At 71.3% G+C, this 17,156-nt stretch carries 13 protein-coding genes; 7 read left to right on the plus strand and 6 right to left on the minus strand.

Annotated features, from left to right (window positions below):
* The first annotated feature begins 88 nt into the window (after positions 1 to 88).
* Positions 89 to 1,663 (plus strand): MFS transporter, encoded by a 1,575-nt coding sequence (locus tag ACX6XY_RS22630; protein ID WP_460333708.1) that lies wholly within the window; start codon positions 89 to 91, stop codon positions 1,661 to 1,663.
* Positions 1,664 to 1,692: 29 nt separating this feature from the next.
* Here ACX6XY_RS22630 and ACX6XY_RS22635 read toward each other — a convergent pair whose 3' ends face one another.
* Positions 1,693 to 2,460, minus strand: coding sequence for an NPP1 family protein (locus tag ACX6XY_RS22635; protein WP_460333711.1), 768 nt, complete (start codon positions 2,458 to 2,460; stop codon positions 1,693 to 1,695).
* 395 nt (positions 2,461 to 2,855) lie between these two features.
* Here ACX6XY_RS22635 and ACX6XY_RS22640 point away from each other — a divergent pair, with 395 nt between their 5' ends.
* The 6 genes from ACX6XY_RS22640 (at position 2,856) to ACX6XY_RS22665 (ending at position 10,573) form a co-directional block, all read left to right on the plus strand.
* Positions 2,856 to 4,145 carry an ABC transporter substrate-binding protein gene (locus tag ACX6XY_RS22640; protein WP_460333714.1) on the plus strand — a complete coding sequence of 430 codons (1,290 nt, stop codon included), beginning with the start codon at positions 2,856 to 2,858 and terminating at the stop codon, positions 4,143 to 4,145.
* On the plus strand, positions 4,145 to 5,149 hold the full coding sequence (locus ACX6XY_RS22645; protein WP_460333717.1) for a carbohydrate ABC transporter permease: 1,005 nt from the start codon (positions 4,145 to 4,147) through the stop codon (positions 5,147 to 5,149). The genes ACX6XY_RS22640 and ACX6XY_RS22645 overlap by 1 nt, the downstream gene beginning before the upstream one ends.
* Positions 5,146 to 6,042: a carbohydrate ABC transporter permease gene (locus ACX6XY_RS22650; protein ID WP_460333720.1), complete on the plus strand. Its 897-nt coding sequence runs from the start codon at positions 5,146 to 5,148 to the stop codon at positions 6,040 to 6,042. The genes ACX6XY_RS22645 and ACX6XY_RS22650 overlap by 4 nt, the downstream gene beginning before the upstream one ends.
* Positions 6,039 to 6,638: a hypothetical protein gene (locus tag ACX6XY_RS22655; protein ID WP_460333838.1), complete on the plus strand. Its 600-nt coding sequence runs from the start codon at positions 6,039 to 6,041 to the stop codon at positions 6,636 to 6,638. Before ACX6XY_RS22650 ends, ACX6XY_RS22655 begins: the two co-directional genes overlap by 4 nt.
* Positions 6,639 to 6,723: 85 nt before the next feature.
* Entirely contained in the window at positions 6,724 to 9,477 is a 2,754-nt protein-coding gene (locus tag ACX6XY_RS22660; RefSeq protein WP_460333723.1) for an exo-rhamnogalacturonan lyase family protein, read from the plus strand.
* Positions 9,478 to 9,490: 13 nt separating this feature from the next.
* Positions 9,491 to 10,573: a rhamnogalacturonan acetylesterase gene (locus ACX6XY_RS22665; RefSeq protein ID WP_460333726.1), complete on the plus strand. Its 1,083-nt coding sequence runs from the start codon at positions 9,491 to 9,493 to the stop codon at positions 10,571 to 10,573.
* Positions 10,574 to 10,653: 80 nt separating this feature from the next.
* On the opposite strand, the gene ACX6XY_RS22670 is transcribed toward ACX6XY_RS22665, so the two are convergent.
* The 5 genes from ACX6XY_RS22670 to ACX6XY_RS22690 all read right to left on the minus strand — a co-directional run bounded on the left by ACX6XY_RS22670 (position 10,654) and on the right by ACX6XY_RS22690 (position 17,128).
* On the minus strand, positions 10,654 to 11,313 hold the full coding sequence (locus ACX6XY_RS22670) for a LutC/YkgG family protein (RefSeq protein WP_460333729.1): 660 nt from the start codon (positions 11,311 to 11,313) through the stop codon (positions 10,654 to 10,656).
* Positions 11,310 to 12,788: a LutB/LldF family L-lactate oxidation iron-sulfur protein gene (locus ACX6XY_RS22675; protein WP_460333732.1), complete on the minus strand. Its 1,479-nt coding sequence runs from the start codon at positions 12,786 to 12,788 to the stop codon at positions 11,310 to 11,312. The genes ACX6XY_RS22670 and ACX6XY_RS22675 overlap by 4 nt, the downstream gene beginning before the upstream one ends.
* Entirely contained in the window at positions 12,785 to 13,540 is a 756-nt protein-coding gene (locus ACX6XY_RS22680) for a (Fe-S)-binding protein (protein ID WP_460333735.1), read from the minus strand. Before ACX6XY_RS22680 ends, ACX6XY_RS22675 begins: the two co-directional genes overlap by 4 nt.
* An 85-nt stretch (positions 13,541 to 13,625) precedes the next feature.
* Positions 13,626 to 15,092: a rhamnulokinase gene (locus ACX6XY_RS22685; RefSeq protein WP_460333738.1), complete on the minus strand. Its 1,467-nt coding sequence runs from the start codon at positions 15,090 to 15,092 to the stop codon at positions 13,626 to 13,628.
* A complete protein-coding gene (locus ACX6XY_RS22690; protein WP_460333741.1) occupies positions 15,089 to 17,128 on the minus strand; it encodes a bifunctional aldolase/short-chain dehydrogenase in 2,040 nt (679 codons plus the stop codon). Before ACX6XY_RS22690 ends, ACX6XY_RS22685 begins: the two co-directional genes overlap by 4 nt.
* Positions 17,129 to 17,156 lie beyond the last annotated feature (28 nt).

Genomic DNA, 17,156 nt, shown 5'->3' on the forward strand with positions numbered 1-17,156 from the left:
TGCCCGCGCCGTCCCCCCCGCACCCCCCCCCCCCGGTGGGGGGGGGCCCCCCCTCCGCCGCGCCCCCCCCCCCCCCCCCCCCGCCGCCATGGACTTCCACATGGCGGGCATGGACATGGGTGCCTCGATGTGGTGGGCCATGACCGGGACCGTGGCGGGTCTGGTACTCGCCGGGCTCGGCCTGGTGCCCCGCCGCGAGGTGACGAAGGCCCCCGACATCCCGCTGGAACCCCCGCTGGAGCCCCCACCGGACCAGCGGCGCGGCCCGCTGCGCCGCCGCCTCGTGGCGATCCTGTCGTTCGCCCTGATGGTGGACCAGATGAAACCGGCCACCCTGGCCTTTATCCTGCCGGGCGCCCGCGCGGAATACGGCCTGACACGGGCCGAGGTAGCCCTGCTGCCGACGACCGCCCTGGCCGGGACCGTGGTCGGCTCCGTGCTGTGGGGACGCCTCGCGGACCGGATCGGACGCCGCGCCTCGGTCCTGCTCGCGGCCCTGATGTTCCTGGCCACCACGGTGTGCGGCGCGATGCCGACCTTCGGCGGCAATGTGCTGATGTGCGTGCTGATGGGCGTGTCCGCGGGCGGCATGCTGCCGATCGTGTACGCGCTGATGTCCGAGGTCCTGCCCGGCCGCAGCGGCGTCATGGTGCTGACCGCGGGCCTCACCACGGTCGGCGGCTATCTCGCCGCGAGCGGCCTGGCCTCCGTGTTCGTCCCGCTGTACGGCTGGCGGAGCCTGTGGTTCCTGCAACTTCCCTTCGCGGTCGCGCTGCTGGTCCTCAACCGGTGGATCCCGGAGTCGCCGAGCTTCCTGGTCTCCCGCGGCCGCGGCGCCGAAGCCCGCCGGATGGCCCGCATGTTCGGCCTCGCCGAACCCCCGGCCGCGGCGACCCCGGCCGCCGCGCCCCTGTCCACCGCGCCCCTGTCCACCGGGGCCCTGTCCATCGAAGCCCTGCACACCGAGGCCCTGCACACCGAGGCCCTGACCGCCGACCAGCCGACACGGCCCGGCGGCCGGGCCCTGTTCGGCTCCCGCCACCGCCGCCAGACCTCGCTCATCTGCGGATTCGCCCTGTCGTGGGGCCTGGTCTACTGGGGCTTCGTGACGTTCCTGCCGACCGTGCTCACCGAGGCCGGTCTGACGACCCCGGCCGCACAGATCCTCCTCGGCGCCTCCGTCCTGTCGATCCCCGGCACAGCCGTCACCGCCTGGCTCTACAGCCGCTGGTCGTCGCGGCGGACGATGGTCCTCTACGGCGCCGTCACCACGCTGTCGCTCGTCGCCCTGACCACGATCCCGCTGGACGACGCGACCCTGGCGGTCCCCGTGCTCATCGGCCTGCTGACCGGCGCCAGCGGCGTGGTCGCCGTGCTCGGCCCGTACACCGCCCAGGTCTACCCCACCGCACTGCGCGGTCTGGGCAGCGGCCTGTCGGCCGCGTGCACCAAGTCAGGCGGCATCCTGGGCCCGCCCGCGGTGGGCTGGCTCCTGGCCGCGATGCCGCTCGGCGGGGTCGCGGCCGCGATCGCGGCCCCCATGGCGCTCGCGACGGCCGGGGTCGCACGGTACGGCACCGAGGTCACCCGGACCAGGAGGCCGCAGGACCCGCCCGCACCGGCGACGGCCCGCGTCCCGCAGCCGACGGGGCGAGCCCGGTAGCGCCGCCGCCGGGCAGCCGCGCGCGACGCTCACGCGTGGACGTCGAAGGGCACGCCGGGGGGCAGCGCCGCGGCCAGGTGGCTGGCGAAGCTCCCGTCCTTCAGGCCGAAGTGGGCGCTGCCGAAATCGTGCGAACTGAGCTTCTCGCGCAGACCCGCCGGATAGCCCTCCCATCCGACGAGGTCGGGGAACTGCCAGAAGCCGTGGTGGTTCTCGGGCGGCTCGTCGTGCGCGGCAGCGGGACGGAAGCAGTGCGTGCTGATCCCGTCCTTGTGGTACACGATCTTGGGATGGGCGCCGTCCCAGCGGATCTGATCCCGCGCGTAGATGTCGAAGTCCCCGTGCGCGGACGTGGAGACGTACTCGGCACGGCCGTCCTTCACCCAGACGGCGACGTGCTCCCAGTCGTGGCGGTGGCCGCCGAGGCCGCTGCCGGGCAGCGCCTGGTCCTTCTCGAAGTACAGGGCGTACAGGATGGCGCACCAGCCGTTGTCGCACTTGGCGCGGGAGTAGCCGTTGGCGTTGTCGAGATCGCTCGCGTCATGACACTGCCCGTTGACCGCGCCCGACGGCTTCAGGCCCCCGTTGACGGTGCCGTCCGCGCCGATGGCGGGCGTGGGATAGCAGCCGTCGCCGTCGTAGTCGTAGGCGGGCTGGTAGGTCTGCTCCAGGCCGTTGGCGTTCGCGGGCAGCGCCGGGGGCGGGGCGGCCAGGGCGGTCCCCGCGAAGGCGATCACCAGAGCGAATGCCCCGCTCAGGGCGAAGGCCGTCCTGCCGATGCTTCGGGTCAGTCTCACTGAGTCTCCTACGCGATTGAGGAAGCGCGGTTGAGGAAGCGCGGTTGAGGAAGCACGACTGTCGCGCGCAACGCCTGGGCCGCCAGCGGTCGACGCGCGCGCAGCACCACGGCCTTGCCGAGGTGAACCTTCCCCGACCGGCCCGCCCTCGAACTCCGTTTCCATGGCCGCCAGTTCCACCGCCAAGGCCCAGTCAGCTCCAGGCTCGGCGCGGTTGTCGGCCCGCGTCGCCGCCCGGTGCCGACCGCCTCACCACCGGCGGCGGCCCGCCCGAACCATGTGAAGCGTTTCGATTCATGCCCTCCCAACCGTTGACGTCCGAACCAGGGGTCTTTACGTTTGCCCGGCAAGCGCTTTCTTAGAACGATTCAATTCGGCGGCTGGAGAGGCGAACGGTGCGAACGACTGACGGTGTTGACCGGCGCGGCCTGCTCAAGATCGCGGGTGGCTCAGTGGCCGCCCTGGGTCTGGCGGGCACGGCCACAGCGTGCGGCAGCGGCAGCGGATCGGGGGACGGGACAGTCACCATCAGATACGCCTGGTGGGGCTCCGACGACCGCGCCAGGAGGATCAACGACAGTATCAAGCTCTTCGAGAAGAAGTACCCCAAGATCAAGGTCAAGACGGACTTCCAGCCCTACCCCGACTTCTGGAAGAAGTTCAACACCCAGGCCTCCGGCGGCAATCCACCGGACGTCTTCCAGAACGCCATCGGATTCCTGCGCAAGTACGATGAGAAGAACGTCCTGCTCGACCTGAGCGACCAGGTCAAGGCCGGGAACCTCGGCATGGACAACTTCCGCGCGGGCCTGGAGAAGTTCGGCGAGGTCGACGGCAAGCTCCTGGGCGTGCCCGTCGGCAGTAACTCCATGGCCCTGATCATCGACAAGCCCGTCTACGCCAAGGCAGGCGTCAAGCCCGAACAGGGCTGGACCTGGGACGACTTCGACCAGGCGCTGGAGAAGATCCGCGACAAGACGGGACGGGCCGGAGACAGCGGCATGTACGGGGTCATGTACCTCTACGACATGTATCTGCGCCAGCGGGGCAAGGCCTTCTTCACCGAGGACGGCCTCGGCTTCACCGAGGCGGACCTGACCCAGTGGTGGACCAAGGCCGAGAAGGGCATCGAGTCCGGTGTGGTCGCGGACGCGAAGAAGGTCGTCCAGGCCAAACCCAAGTCCGCCGTCACGGCCGGACTCGCGGGCGGCGAGTTCACCTGGGACAACTTCACCAACCGCTATACCGACGAGGGCAAGAGCGAGTACGGCCTCGCACCGATCCCGACCACCGACGGCCGGAAGACCGGCCAGTACCTCGGCTCGCTGATGCTCAGCGCCTCCCGCAGGACCAAGCACCCCGAGGAAGTCGCCCAGTTCATCGACTTCATGGTGCACGACCCCGAAGTCGGCAAGATCATGGAGTACGACCGCGGGGTGCACGCCACGACCGAACAGTACGAGGCCTACACGCCCAGCGACCCGGTCAACAAGGAGATCGCCGCCTACGAGCAGTCACTCGTCGACGCGGGCGTCCTCGAACCCATCACCCCGCACCCCCAGGGCGCGGACATCTGCGAGTCCGCCTTCCTGCGGATCGCCGAGGAACTGGCCCTGGGCACCCGGTCGGTGGGCGAAGCGGTGAAGCAGTTCTTCGCCGAGGCGAAGACGGCGCTCCCCGGCTGATGGGGACGACCGTGACCCACGCCCCCGCGCAGGACGGCGCGCGTGCCGCGGCCGCCGCGCCGCGGCACGGCCCGCCGAAAACCGGCGGCCGTGCCGCGGTGAAGCGGCGGGGCCGCCGCGAGAACCTCGCCGGATATCTCTTCATGTCCCCCTGGATCGCCGGTTTCCTGCTGCTCACCGCGGGCCCGATGATCGCCTCGCTCTACTTCGCCTTCACCGACTACGACCTCTTCCACCCCCCTGAGTGGATCGGCCTCGACAACTTCCAGGAGATGTTCGCCGACCCACGCTGGCGCAAGTCGGTGTCAGTGACCCTGTGGTACGTCGCCATCGGCACCCCGCTCAAGCTCGCCCTCGCGCTCGGCGTGGCCCTGCTGCTCGCCCAGCAGCGCCGCGGCCAGGCCTTCTACCGGGCCGCGTTCTACGCCCCCTCGCTGATCGGTGCGAGCGTGTCCATCGCCATCGTCTGGAAGGCCATCTTCTCGGACGACGCGGCGGTGGACCGGGCGCAGAGCGCGCTCGGCATGGACGTGGGCGGCTGGATCGGCGACCCGGAGTGGATCCTGTACGCCCTGGTGGCGCTCACCGTCTGGCAGTTCGGCGCCCCCATGGTGATCTTCCTCGCCGGTCTCAAGCAGGTTCCCCGCGAGCTGTACGAGGCGGCCGAGATGGACGGCGCCGGGGCCTGGCGCCGGTTCTGGAACATCACCCTGCCGATGATCTCCCCCGTGCTGTTCTTCAACGTCCTGCTGGAAACCATCCACTCCTTCCAGATATTCGCCTCGGCGTACATCGTCGGCGGGGGAGCGGGCGGCAACGCCTGCGGCCCCGCCGACGGTTCGCTCGTCTACACCTGTTACCTCTACATCCAGGGCTTCGAGAACGGCCGGATGGGCCTCGCGTCGGCGATGGCGTGGGTGCTGCTGCTCGCGATCGCTCTGGTGACGGCGGTGCTGTTCTGGTCCCAGCGACGCTGGGTGCACTACGAGGAGGCCGCCCGATGAGCGCGTCGACCACGCCCCGAACGGCGCCCCGAACGGCGACCCGCGCGGCAGACGTCCGCCGGCGCGGGGCCGGGTCGCTCGCCTGGCACATCGGTTCGCTCGCCGTCCTCGCGGTCGTCCTGTACCCCGTGCTGTGGGTGCTCGGCGGCTCGTTCAAGCCGGGCAACGAGATCGTCGGCAGCCTGGATCTCCTCCCGGCCGACCCGGTGATCGAGAACTACCGGCGTCTCACCGAGGGCATCGCGGACATCCCGATCTCCACTTTCTTCGTCAACTCGATCGTTCTGGCGGTCGGTTCGGTGGCCGGAATTCTTCTCTCCTGCTCCCTGGCGGCGTACGCCTTCGCACGGATCAGGTTCGCGGGCCGCAATCTGCTCTTCACGCTGATGATCGGCACCCTGCTGCTGCCCTACCACGTCCTGCTCATCCCGCAGTATGTGCTGTTCCAGAAGATGGGCGTGATCAACACCAACACGCCCCTGCTGCTGGGCAAATACCTCGCCACCGAGGCCTTCTTCGTCTTCCTGATGATGCAGTTCATGCGGAATCTGCCCAAGGAACTGGACGAGGCGGCCCGCCTGGACGGCTGCGGGCATCTGCGGATCTACTGGTCGATCGTGCTGCCGCTGTGCCGGCCCGCGCTGATCACCAGCGCCATCTTCACCTTCATCAACTCCTGGAACGACTTCCTCGGCCCGCTGATCTATCTCAACGACCCCGAGAAGTACACCGTCGCGCTCGGCCTGAAGATGTTCGTCGACCAGGAGGGCATCGCCGACTACGGCGGCATGATCGCCATGTCGCTCGTCGCGCTGCTGCCCGTGCTGCTGTTCTTCCTCGCCTTCCAGCGGTACCTGATCGACGGCATGGCCACCTCGGGACTGAAGGGCTGACGACCGTGGGCCACACAGCGAAGTCCGCGGACCGGGAGTCCGCGTTCCGGTCCGGGTTCGGCGTCTTCGCCGAGTGCCTGCTCACCGGCGTGTGGATGACGGTGGCCGCGCTGCCGCTGCTCACCCTGCCCGCGGCGCTCGCCGCCGGGGCCGCCCATCTGCGCCGCCACCTCGCCGACGAGCCCGCCACCTGGCGGGAGTTCACCGCGGACCTGCGCGCCGCGGCCCGCCGCGGCTGGCTGGTGGGCCTGGCCGCCCTGGCGGCGCTGGCACTGCTGTGGGTGGACCTCGCCGCCGTACGGGCCGGGCTGCCGGGCGGCCCGGCCGTCGCCGCGGTGGGCGTACTCGCCGTGCTCGCGGCGGCCGTCGCCACGCTGCGGGCGGCCGTGTGCTGGCGGCCCGGCTCCCCGTGGCGGGCGCTGCTCGCTGACGCGGGGCGGCGCACCCTGCTCGACCCCGCCGGGTCGCTGCTGCTCGTCTGCGGTGCCGGTGTCGTGGCGGTGTCGGCGTGGCTCACTCCGCCGCTGGCCGCTCCCGCGCTCGGCATCGTCGTCGCGGCGGCGATGGCGGCCGAGCGGCGCCGCACCCCGCACTGAGACGACCCCGCCCACCACCGACTCCCGGCACACACCGGGGCGATCACATGTCATGCCCATGTCCACTCTCTGAAAGGAAACGACGATGTCCCCGATCCCCCGCAGATCCGTACTCAAAGCGGCCGCCGTGGCCGGCGCCGCCACATCGTTCAGCTGGACACTCAGCCGCGCCGACGCCCAGGCCGCCCCCGCCGCCGCTCCCCGCGCCGACGCCCCCGTGGCCGTCACCTGGCTGGAGGACGGCGGCCTCGGTGCCGCCCCCGGATCGACCTTCGGCGTGCCCTGGCCGCGGGGCGCCCACCCCGCCGACACGGCGTTCGCCCTGGCCACCGCCGACGGCACGGACGTCCCCGTACAGACCTGGCCCACCGCCTACTGGCCGGACGGCACCCTCAAGTGGACCGCCCACGCGGTATCCCCCGAAGCGGCCGGGGCCGACGCCTTCATCCTCACCCCCGGCGCGACCCCGGCCTCCGGCGAGAAGAAAGTCACCGTCCGCCGCTCCGGCGGGCGCGTCACCGTCGACACCGGAACCATCACCGCGGCCATCGGCACCCGCGGCGGCAAACTCGTCCAGTCCGTGACCCGCGACGGCAGGAAGATCGCCACCGACGGCCGACTCGTCGTCCTGCGCCAGGGCGACCTCGCCGACGGCGACCAGGGCCACGCCCGGTGGGAACGCTTCGACGGCGCCATCGGCGAAGCGAAGGTCGAGCAGGAAGGACCGGTGCGCGCGGTCGTCCGCGTCGACGGCGAGCACCGCAGAGGCAGGCGCGGCTGGCTCCCCTTCAGCGTCCGGCTCTACTTCTACGCGGGATCCGACTCCTTCCGCATGGTGCACACCCTCACCTACGACGGCGAACAGACCGCGGGCCGCACCAAGGGCGACTTCATCCGCGGCCTCGGCGTCCGCTTCACCGTCCCCCTGCGCGACGAGACATACGACCGCCACATCCGCGTCGGCGGCGAAGGCGACGGCATGCTCGTCGAAGCCGTCAAGGGGATCACCGGACTGCGCCGCGACCCAGGCGAGGCCGTCCGCACCGCCCAAGTCAAGGGCGAGAGACTCCCCGACCCCAGCACCTGGGACCAGCGCGTCACCTCCCGCCTGCGGTACATCCCCGAGTGGGGCGACTACACCCTGAGCCAGCTCTCCGCCGACGGCTTCGGCGTACGCAAACGCACCAAGGAAGACCACGGCTGGATCCCCGCGGGCGGCGGCCGCCGCGCCTCCGGCTTCGGCTATGTGGGCGGAGTATCCGGCGGCCTCTCCTTCGGACTGCGCGACTTCTGGCGCAAGTTCCCCGCCCAGCTCGACATCCGGGGCGCGCACACCCGCGAGGCCGAGGTCACCCTCTGGCTGTGGTCACCCGAAGCCCAGCCGATGGACCTGCGCTTCTACCACGACGGCATGGACCAGGACACCCACCCCGAACAACTCGAAGGCCTGAACATCACCTACGAGGACTACGAACCCGAGTTCGGCACCCCCTACGGCATCGCCCGCACCAGCGAGCTGATGTTCTGGGCCAACGCCACCACCCCCGAAGCCGCCGAACTCGCCCGCCAGGCCCAGGCCGCCGAAACCCCGCCCCAGCTCGCCGCCCCGCCCGAACACCTCGCGGCGGCAAAGGTGTTCGGCGGACTGTTCGCACCAGTCGACCGCTCCACCGCACCCAAGAAGAAGATCGAGGACCACCTCGACTTCCTCTTCACCTACTACAAGGACCAGGTCGAACAGCGCCGCTGGTACGGCTTCTGGGACTACGGCGACATCATGCACACCTACGACACCGACCGCCGCCAGTGGCGCTACGACGTCGGCGGCTACGCCTGGGACAACTCCGAACTCTCGCCCGACCTGTGGCTCTGGTACGCCTATCTGCGCTCAGGACGCGCCGACATCTTCCGCTTCGCCGAGGCCATGACCCGCCACACCGGCGAAGTCGACGTCTACCACCTCGGCAAGTGGGCGGGCCTCGGCACCCGGCACGGCGTCCAGCACTTCGCGGACAGCGCCAAACAGCAGCGCATCTCCACCGCCGTCTACCGCCGCCCGTACTACTTCCTCACGGCCGACGAACGCGTCGGCGACCTGATGCACGCCCTGGTCGACTCCGACGAGACCTTCCTCGCCCTCGACCCCATCCGCAAGATCCGCAAGGAGCCCTACGAACCCGACCGCAACGCCCTGTCCATCGGCTTCGGCACGGACTGGAGCGGCCTCGCGGCGGCCTGGCTCACCGAATGGGAGCGCGAGGGACCGAAGGCGAAGAAGGCCAAGGACCGGCTGCTCGGCACCATGGAGACCATCGCGGCCCAGCCCAACGGCTTCGTCCAGGGCACCGCCCTGTACGACCTCGACACCGGCCGCTTCGCGATCGCCGACGAACCCGCGGTCGGCGTCTCGCACCTGTCCGCCATGTTCGGCCTGGTCGAGATCAACGCCGAGCTGATCGCCATGGTCGACATGCCCCGGTTCAAGGAGGCCTGGCTCGACTACTGCCGCTACTACAGCGCCAGCAAGACCGAACAGGCCGAGCGCTACGGCGAGAACTTCGGCACCCTGCTGCTCTTCCAGGGCCACTCACGCCAGGACGCGTACGCCGCCGTCCAGCTCGGCGACGACAAGCTCGCCGCACGGGCCTGGCGCAGGTTCTACGACGGCGACCCCTGGGACTACCGCGAGTCCGACCCGTGGGACACCGAGAAGATCGAGGGCCCCGTCGCCCTGGTCCCCGGCAGCGACGCCCCCTGGGTCGGCACCAACACCACGGCCCTGTACGGCCTCGCCGCCATCCAGAACCTCGCCCTGGTGGGCGACAAGATCCCGAACTGACCAGGAGCCGACCGTGAGACGACACCGCACCCGCAACAGCACCCGCACCCGCGTCAACACCCGCACCAGGGCGTCGGCCCTGCTGGCGGCCCTGGCCTTCCTCGGCACGCTCGCCGCCGCACCCGCCCAGGCACAGCCACCCGGCTACGGAAAGGGCCGTCCACTGGACCACTGCACCCGGACCGCCCCCATCCGCTGCCACGTCGACGTCGAACCCGGCACCTACGACGTCACCGTCGAACTCGGCGGCGGCAGGGCCAGCAGCACCGCCCTCACCGCCGAGACGCACCGCACCCTGCTCGCCGAGACCGCGACCCGACCAGGGGAGCGGCTGCGGCGCACCTTCACCGTCGACGTCCGCACCCCCGAGGGCGAGCCCACCGGACCCGACGGCACTCCGGGCCTCGACCTCGTCTTCTCGGGCGCCGCACCCCGCGTCGCCGGCCTCAAGGTCACCCCCGCGCACCACGCACGCCAGATCCTGCTCATCGGCGACTCGACCTCCTGCGACCAGCCCCAGGCCCCCTACTCCGGCTGGGGCCAGCAGCTGCCGCAGTACCTGGACAGCGGCCTGGCCCTGGCCAACTACGCCGACTCCGGGGAGAGCACGGTCAGCTACCTCGCCAACCCCGCGCTCTTCGCGACCGTACGCACCAAGATCCGCGAGAACGACCTGGTCCTCATCCAGCTCGCCCACAACGACAAGCAGACCGACGCGGAGACCTACCGGGCGAACCTCACGGCCCTGGTCGACGGTGTACGCGCGGAGGGCGGCCGCCCCGTCCTCGTCACCCCCATCGTGCGCCGCTGGTTCACCGCGGACGGCACTCTGGACAACGACATCGCCCTGATCGTCAACGGCCTCGGCGTGAACCTCCCGGCACAGACCCGCGCCATGGCCGCCTCACTCGGCACCCCGCTGATCGACATGACCGCGCTCACCAAGGCACGCGTCGAACAGCTCGGCCCCGAAGCGTCCAAGGCGCTGTACCTGACCGACGAGAAACGCGACAACACCCACACCTCGGTGCGGGGCGCGACGGAGTACGCCGCCCTGGCCGTCGGCGAACTCCGCGCCCAGGGCCTCATCGACTGAACCCGCGGAACCGACCCGAAGGGCGGGCCCGGACTCCACCGGGCCCGCCCTCCCGGACGGAGAGTCACCCCCCTCGGCCGTCACCGACCGACCAGGACGACTTCCAGCGTGCGCGGCCCGTGCACCCCCTCCACCCGGTCCAGTTCGATGTCACTGGTCGCCGACGGACCGGAAACCCAGGTCAACGGACGTGCCGGAACCAGGCGTTCCAGGGCCTCGGGCACGGAGGAGACCACCTGGTCCGGGACGCGCACCACGCAGATGTGGTGGTCGGGGACCAGAGTGATACGGCGGCGGCCCTGATCGGGGGAGCCGTCCAGGACGAGCGTGCCCGTCTCGGCGACGGCGACCGCGCAGGCGGTGACCACGCTGTCCACGCCATCGAGTTCTCGCGCCGTGTCCGCCGCCCGGTCGCGCACGCGCGTCACGTCGACCGCCTTGAGCCAGGACGGCGGCAGCCCCGGCGGCGCCAGCACGCTCCCCGCGCCCCGCGCGGCCAGCAGCCGCATCAGCACCTGCGGCAACTCCCCGTCCGCGCAGCGGTGCACGACCGCCCGGTAATCCGCCAGGTTCTCGGCGAGGAGATCCACCGTCCGCCGCGCGTCCAGCTCCCCGTGCCGACGAAGGTACGCACGCGACACCGCCCGCTCATACGGCACATCGTCCCGCGACCCGTCGCCCCGCGGCACGTCCGCGAGCGCACGCCGCACCCGCCCCAGGACCCGCTCCCTGCTGCTCACCCGGCCCCACCCTCCGCACCGTTCGTACGCCGCCACCACGCGCGGAACGACTCCGCGGGCACCGGCGGCAGATCACGGGACGCACTCCAGGCCCTGCCGGGGCCGGGCAGCTCCCGCGGCTGCAGCCGCCGCGTACGCGAGGCGATCCGCTGCCCGGCGCGCAGGGCCCCCGGACGGCTGAACGCCCAGCGCGCCGCCCGCATGGCCGCCCGCTCCGCGGCATGCCCCTTCGCGGGCTTCAGCACCACCTTGGCGCCCGCACGGGTCACCGGCCCGCCCTCGACGACGCGCTCCCGCAGATGAACCAGCACCTCAGGAATGTCGATGGCGACCGGGCACACGTCATAGCAGGCCCCGCACAGCGAAGAGGCATACGGCAGCGAAGCGTCCACCGCGCTGTCCGTCCCCCGCAGCTGAGGGCTCAGGATCGCCCCGATCGGGCCCGGATAGACCGAACCGTAGGCGTGACCGCCCGCCCGCTCGTACACCGGGCAGACGTTCAGACACGCCGAGCAGCGGATACAGCGCAGCGCCTGACGGCCGACCTCGTCGGCGAGGGTGTCGCTGCGCCCGTTGTCCACCAGCACGAGATGGAACACCCGAGGGCCGTCCCCGTCCGTCGTCCCGGTCCACATCGAGGTGTACGGGTTCATCCGCTCGGCCGTCGACGAGCGCGGCAGCGTCTGCAGGAACACCTCCAGGTCACGCCAGGCCGGCACGACCTTCTCGATGCCGACGACCGAGATCAGCGTCTCGGGCAGGGTCAGGCACATCCGCCCGTTGCCCTCGGACTCCACGACCACCAGCGTCCCGGTCTCGGCCACCATGAAGTTGGCGCCGGAGATCCCCACCCTGGCGCGCAGGAACTTCTCCCGCAGATGGAGCCGGGCCGCCTCGGCGAGCTCCGCGGGCGCGTCGGTCAGACCCTCCGGCGCCGGGCGCCCCCACGCGCCCATCTCCGTACGGAAGACGTCCCGGATCTCGCCGCGATTGCGGTGAATGGCCGGAACGAGGATATGCGAGGGCCGGTCCCCGCCCAACTGCACGATCAGCTCGGCGAGATCCGTCTCGTAGGCCCGGATGCCCGCCGCCTCCAACGCCTCGTTGAGCCCGATCTCCTGTGTCGCCATCGACTTGACCTTGACGACCTCCGTCTCGCCGGTCTCCTCCACGAGCCGCGTCACGAGGCGATTGGCCTCATCGGCGTCCGCCGCCCAGTGGACGACCCCGCCCGCCGCCGTCACCGACTCCTCCAACTCCACGAGGTACCGGTCCAGATGACGCAGCGTATGGTCCTTGATCTGCTTTCCGGCCTCCCGCAGCGCCGCCCAGTCGGAGACCTCCGCGACGGCCGCGGCCCGCTTGGCGCGAATGGTGTGGGTCGCGTGGCGCAGGTTGCCGCGCAGAGTGGGGTCGTGGACGGCGTCGCGCGCGGCCTCCGGAAAGGCGGGCATCCCGACGAAAGTGCCGCTCATACGGCGCGCTCCTCCTCCGTGCTGGCCAGGATCTCGGCGATATGCACGGGCCGCGGCCCCGCGCCCAGCCGCGTCATGATGCCGCCGATGTGCATCAGACACGAATTATCGGCCGCGCACAGCACCTCGGCGCCCGTCGACTCGGCGTGGCGCACCTTGTCCGCGCCCATGGCCACCGAGACGTCGGCGTTCTTGAGCGCGAAGGTGCCGCCGAAACCGCAACACTCCTCCGCACCGGGCAGCTCCACCAGCTCCAGACCCCGCACGGCCCGGAGCAACCGCCGAGGCCGGTCGCCGAGCCGCAGCCCGCGCAGCCCGTGACACGTCGGATGGTAGGTCACGGTGTGCGGATAGCAGGCGCCGACGTCCGTCACTCCCAGCACATCGACCAGAAACTCCGTCAGCTCGTACATCCTGGACACCACCGGCGCGAGAGCGGCGGACAGCCCGCCCCCGCGCCCCTCGGCCCGCGCCCGCTCGCCCATCCGCGGATACAGCTCCCGCACCATCGCCCCACACGACCCGGACGGCGTCACGATCGCCTCGTAGCCCCGGAAGACCTCCGAGAAACGACGGGCGAGCGGCTCGGCCTGATGCCGGTAACCGGTGTTGTAGTGAGCCTGGCCGCAACAGGTCTGCGCCATCGGGAAGTCGACGTCGACACCCAGCCGGGTCAGCAGCCGCACCACGGCACGGCCCGTGTCCGGATAGAGCGTGTCGTTGACACACGTCAGGAACAGTGCGACACGCATCGCGCCCCCTTCAAGTCGATCAGACGACGAACCCGGACAATGAACACGGACAACGAGCAGAGCACCAGCATCACCGACCCGGCGCTCACACGAGCCCAAGCCGGTCCCCGGCCGCACGCCAGAGCCCGCCGTCACCCCGCGGCTCGTACCGCTCCAACGGCTGAGTACGCGCGACCAGCCGCCGCATCGACCCGCGGTCACCGACCACACCGTACGCACGGGCCTGCACGAGGACATTGCCGAGCGCGGCCGCCTCGGCGGGCCCCGCCACCACGGGAAGCCCGCACGCGTCCGCGGTCAGTTGGCACAACAGCGCGTTACGCGCGCCCCCGCCGACGACGTGCACCACATCGACAGGATGACCGGCGAGCCGCTGCGCGTCCTCGATCGCCCGGCGATGCGCCAGCGCGAGCGAGTCGAGGACGCAGCGGACGACCTCGGCGCGCGCTCGGGGCACCGGCTGGCCCGACACGCGGCAGGCATCGGCGATCCGCTCCGGCATCCGGCCGGGCGCGAGAAACCCGGCGTCACCCGCGTCCACGACCGACCGCAGCCCCGGCACCCCGCCCGCATCCCGCAGCAGGGCGCCCAGGTCAGGCTCCTCCCACGCGCGCAGGCACTCCTGGAGCAGCCACAGACCCATGATGTTCCGCAGGTAGCGGACCGTGCCGTCAAGCCCCAGCTCATTGGTGAAGTTGGCGACCCGGCTCTCCTCGGTGAGCACCGGCCGGTCCAGCTCCAGACCCGCCAGGGACCAGGTGCCGGTGCAGACATACGCGAACCGCCCGCCCACCGCCGGTACGGCGGCCACCGCCGACGCGGTGTCATGCGACCCGACCGCCGTCACCGTCACCGGCCCCGTGAGCCCCGTCCGCTCCAGCACCTCCGCCCGCAGCAGCCCCGCCGGATCGCCGGGCTGACGCAACGGGGCGAACAACGCCAGATCCACGCCGACCCGCTCGGCCACCTCATGGGCCCAGCCACCCGTCCGGGGATCGATGAGCTGCGTGGTGGAGGCATTGGTCAGCTCGGTGCCCTGCTCCCCGGTGAGCCAGTACGTCAGCAGATCCGGAATCAGCAACAACCGCCCGGCCTGGCCGAATTGCGGGGACGAACGCGCCGCCGCCAGCTGGTACAGGGTGTTGAACGGCGCGTACTGCAGCCCGGTCGCCGCATACAGCTCGGCGGCGGGCATCCTCGCCCAGACCCGCTCCGCGACCCCCTCCGTACGAGCGTCACGGTAATGCACCGGATTGCCGAGCAGCGCCCCGTCGGCGTCCAGCAGACCGTAGTCGACCGCCCAGCTGTCGATGCCGAGAGAGTCCACCCGCCCCGCCGCTCGCAACCCGTCCAGAACCCCGGCGTACAGCCCGAGGATGTCCCAGCGCAGCCCCTCCGGCACCCGGACGGGCCGATTGGGGAAGCGGTGCACCTCCGCCAGCTCCAGGGCTCCGGGCCCGACCCGACCGGTCATCACCCGCCCGCTGGAGGCCCCGAGATCGACCGCGGCGTACGACATCGCCGTCCCGCCCGACGCCCCCCGCGCACTCATCGCAGGAAAGCGGCCGCGACACCGGCGTCCACCGGGATGTGCAGCCCCGTGGTATGCGCCAACTCCCCGCCGGCCAGGACGAACACGGCGTTCGCCACATGCTCGGGCAGCACCTCCCGCTTCAGCAGAGTCCGCTGCGCGTAGAACTCACCGAGCTTCTCCTCCGCCACCCCGTACGTCGCGGCCCGCCGCGCCCCCCAGCCCCCCGCGAAGATGCCCGAGCCGCGCACGACCCCGTCCGGGTTCACCCCGTTGACGCGGATGCCGTGCTCGCCCAACTCGGCGGCCAGCAACCGCACCTGATGTGCCTGGTCGGCCTTCGCCGCGGAATAGGCGACATTGTTCGGCCCGGCGAAGACGGCGTTCTTGGACGCGATGTAGACGACGTCACCGCCCAGCCCCTGCGCGATCATCACCCGCGCCGCCGCACGCGAGACGAGGAACGAACCGCGCGCCATGATGGCGTGCTGACGGTCCCAGTCCTCCGCGGACGTCTCCAGCAGCGGCTTGGAGACGGAGACACCGGCGTTGTTGACGACGAGGTCCACCCCGCCGAAAGCGAGCGCGGCCGCGCGGAACGCCGCGCTGACCTCCTCCTCCGACGTCACGTCGACGGCCACGGCGACGGCCCGGTCGGCCCCGCCGAGCTCCTCGGCGACGGCCGCCGCTCCCTCGGCGTTCACATCGGCGACCACGACACACGCGCCCTCGGCGACCAGCCGGTGCGCGATCGCCTTGCCGATCCCGCTGCCCGCACCCGTCACCAGCGCCACCCGCGCGGCCAGCGCCCTGGGCTTCGGCATCCGCTGAAGCTTGGCCTCCTCCAGCGCCCAGTACTCGATGCGGAACTTCTCCGACTCCTCGATCGGCGCGTACGACGACACCGCCTCGGCGCCCCGCATCACGTTGACCGCGTTGACGTAGAACTCCCCGGCCACCCGCGCGGTCTGCTTGTCCTTGCCGAAGGAGAACATGCCCACGCCCGGCACCAGCACGATCGCCGGATCAGCGCCGCGCATCGCGGGGGAGTCGGGCCCGGCGTGCCGCCGGTAGTACGCGGCGTACTCCGCGCGGTAGACGGTGTGCAGCTCCCTCAGCCGCGCGACGGCCTCCTCCAGCGGAGCGGTCGGCGGCAGGTCGAGGACCAGCGGCCGGACCTTGGTCCGCAGGAAGTGGTCAGGACAGGAGGTCCCCAGCGCGGCGAGCCGCGGATGCTCCGCACGCGCCAGGAAGTCGAGGACGGCCGCACCGTCGGTGAAGTGCCCGACCTGCGGCCGGTCCTGGGAGGCGATGCCCCGCACATACGGCGCCAGGGCGGCGGCCCGCTCACGGCGCTGGGCCTCGGGCAGCGCCTCGTACCCCCCGATCAGCGGTCCGAAGGGCTCGGGCCTGCCACGCTCCACCAGGAATCGCTCAGCCGTGCGAATGATGTGCAGCGAGTTGCGCTCGCACTCCTCGGCCGTGTCACCCCACGCCGTGATGCCGTGCCCGCCGAGCACACACCCGACGGCCTGCGGGTTGGCCTTCCGTACGGCCGCGATGTCCAGGCCGAGCTGGAATCCGGGCCGCCGCCACGGCACCCACACCACGGCGTCGCCGAAGCACGCGGCGGTCAGCTTCTCCCCGTCGGCGGCACAGGCGAGCGCGATACCGGAGTCGGGGTGCAGATGATCCACATGGGCGGCCCCGACCAGCCCGTGCATGGCGGTGTCGATGGACGGAGCGGCTCCGCCCTCGCCGTGCAGGCAGTAGTCGAACGCGGCGGCCATCTCGTCCTCGCGCTCCACACCGGGATACACCCCGGCGAGCGCCCGCAGCCGGTCCAGCCGCAGCACGGCAAGACCCGCCTCGGTCAGCGTGCCCAGATCCCCGCCGGACCCCTTCACCCACATCAGCTCCACGTCACCCCCGGTCACCGGGTCGGTGTCGACGCCCTTGGCGGAGGTGTTGCCACCGGCGTAGTTGGTGTTACGGGGGTCGGAGCCGAGCCGATGCGAACGCGCCAGCAGCGCGGCGGCCTCGGGATGGGACGTCATGATCGGGCCTCTTCCTTGCGTCGTCGGA

Source organism: Streptomyces sp. O3, assembly GCF_054788135.1.

Coding starts and splice junctions, on each gene's coding strand:
- ACX6XY_RS22630 (WP_460333708.1), top strand. CDS start 89: ATGGACTTCCACATGGCGGGCATGGACATGGGTGCCTCGATGTGGTGG.
- ACX6XY_RS22645 (WP_460333717.1), top strand. CDS start 4,145: ATGGGGACGACCGTGACCCACGCCCCCGCGCAGGACGGCGCGCGTGCC.
- ACX6XY_RS22650 (WP_460333720.1), top strand. CDS start 5,146: ATGAGCGCGTCGACCACGCCCCGAACGGCGCCCCGAACGGCGACCCGC.
- ACX6XY_RS22660 (WP_460333723.1), top strand. CDS start 6,724: ATGTCCCCGATCCCCCGCAGATCCGTACTCAAAGCGGCCGCCGTGGCC.
- ACX6XY_RS22675 (WP_460333732.1), bottom strand. CDS start 12,788: ATGAGCGGCACTTTCGTCGGGATGCCCGCCTTTCCGGAGGCCGCGCGC.
- ACX6XY_RS22680 (WP_460333735.1), bottom strand. CDS start 13,540: ATGCGTGTCGCACTGTTCCTGACGTGTGTCAACGACACGCTCTATCCG.
- ACX6XY_RS22685 (WP_460333738.1), bottom strand. CDS start 15,092: ATGAGTGCGCGGGGGGCGTCGGGCGGGACGGCGATGTCGTACGCCGCG.
- ACX6XY_RS22690 (WP_460333741.1), bottom strand. CDS start 17,128: ATGACGTCCCATCCCGAGGCCGCCGCGCTGCTGGCGCGTTCGCATCGG.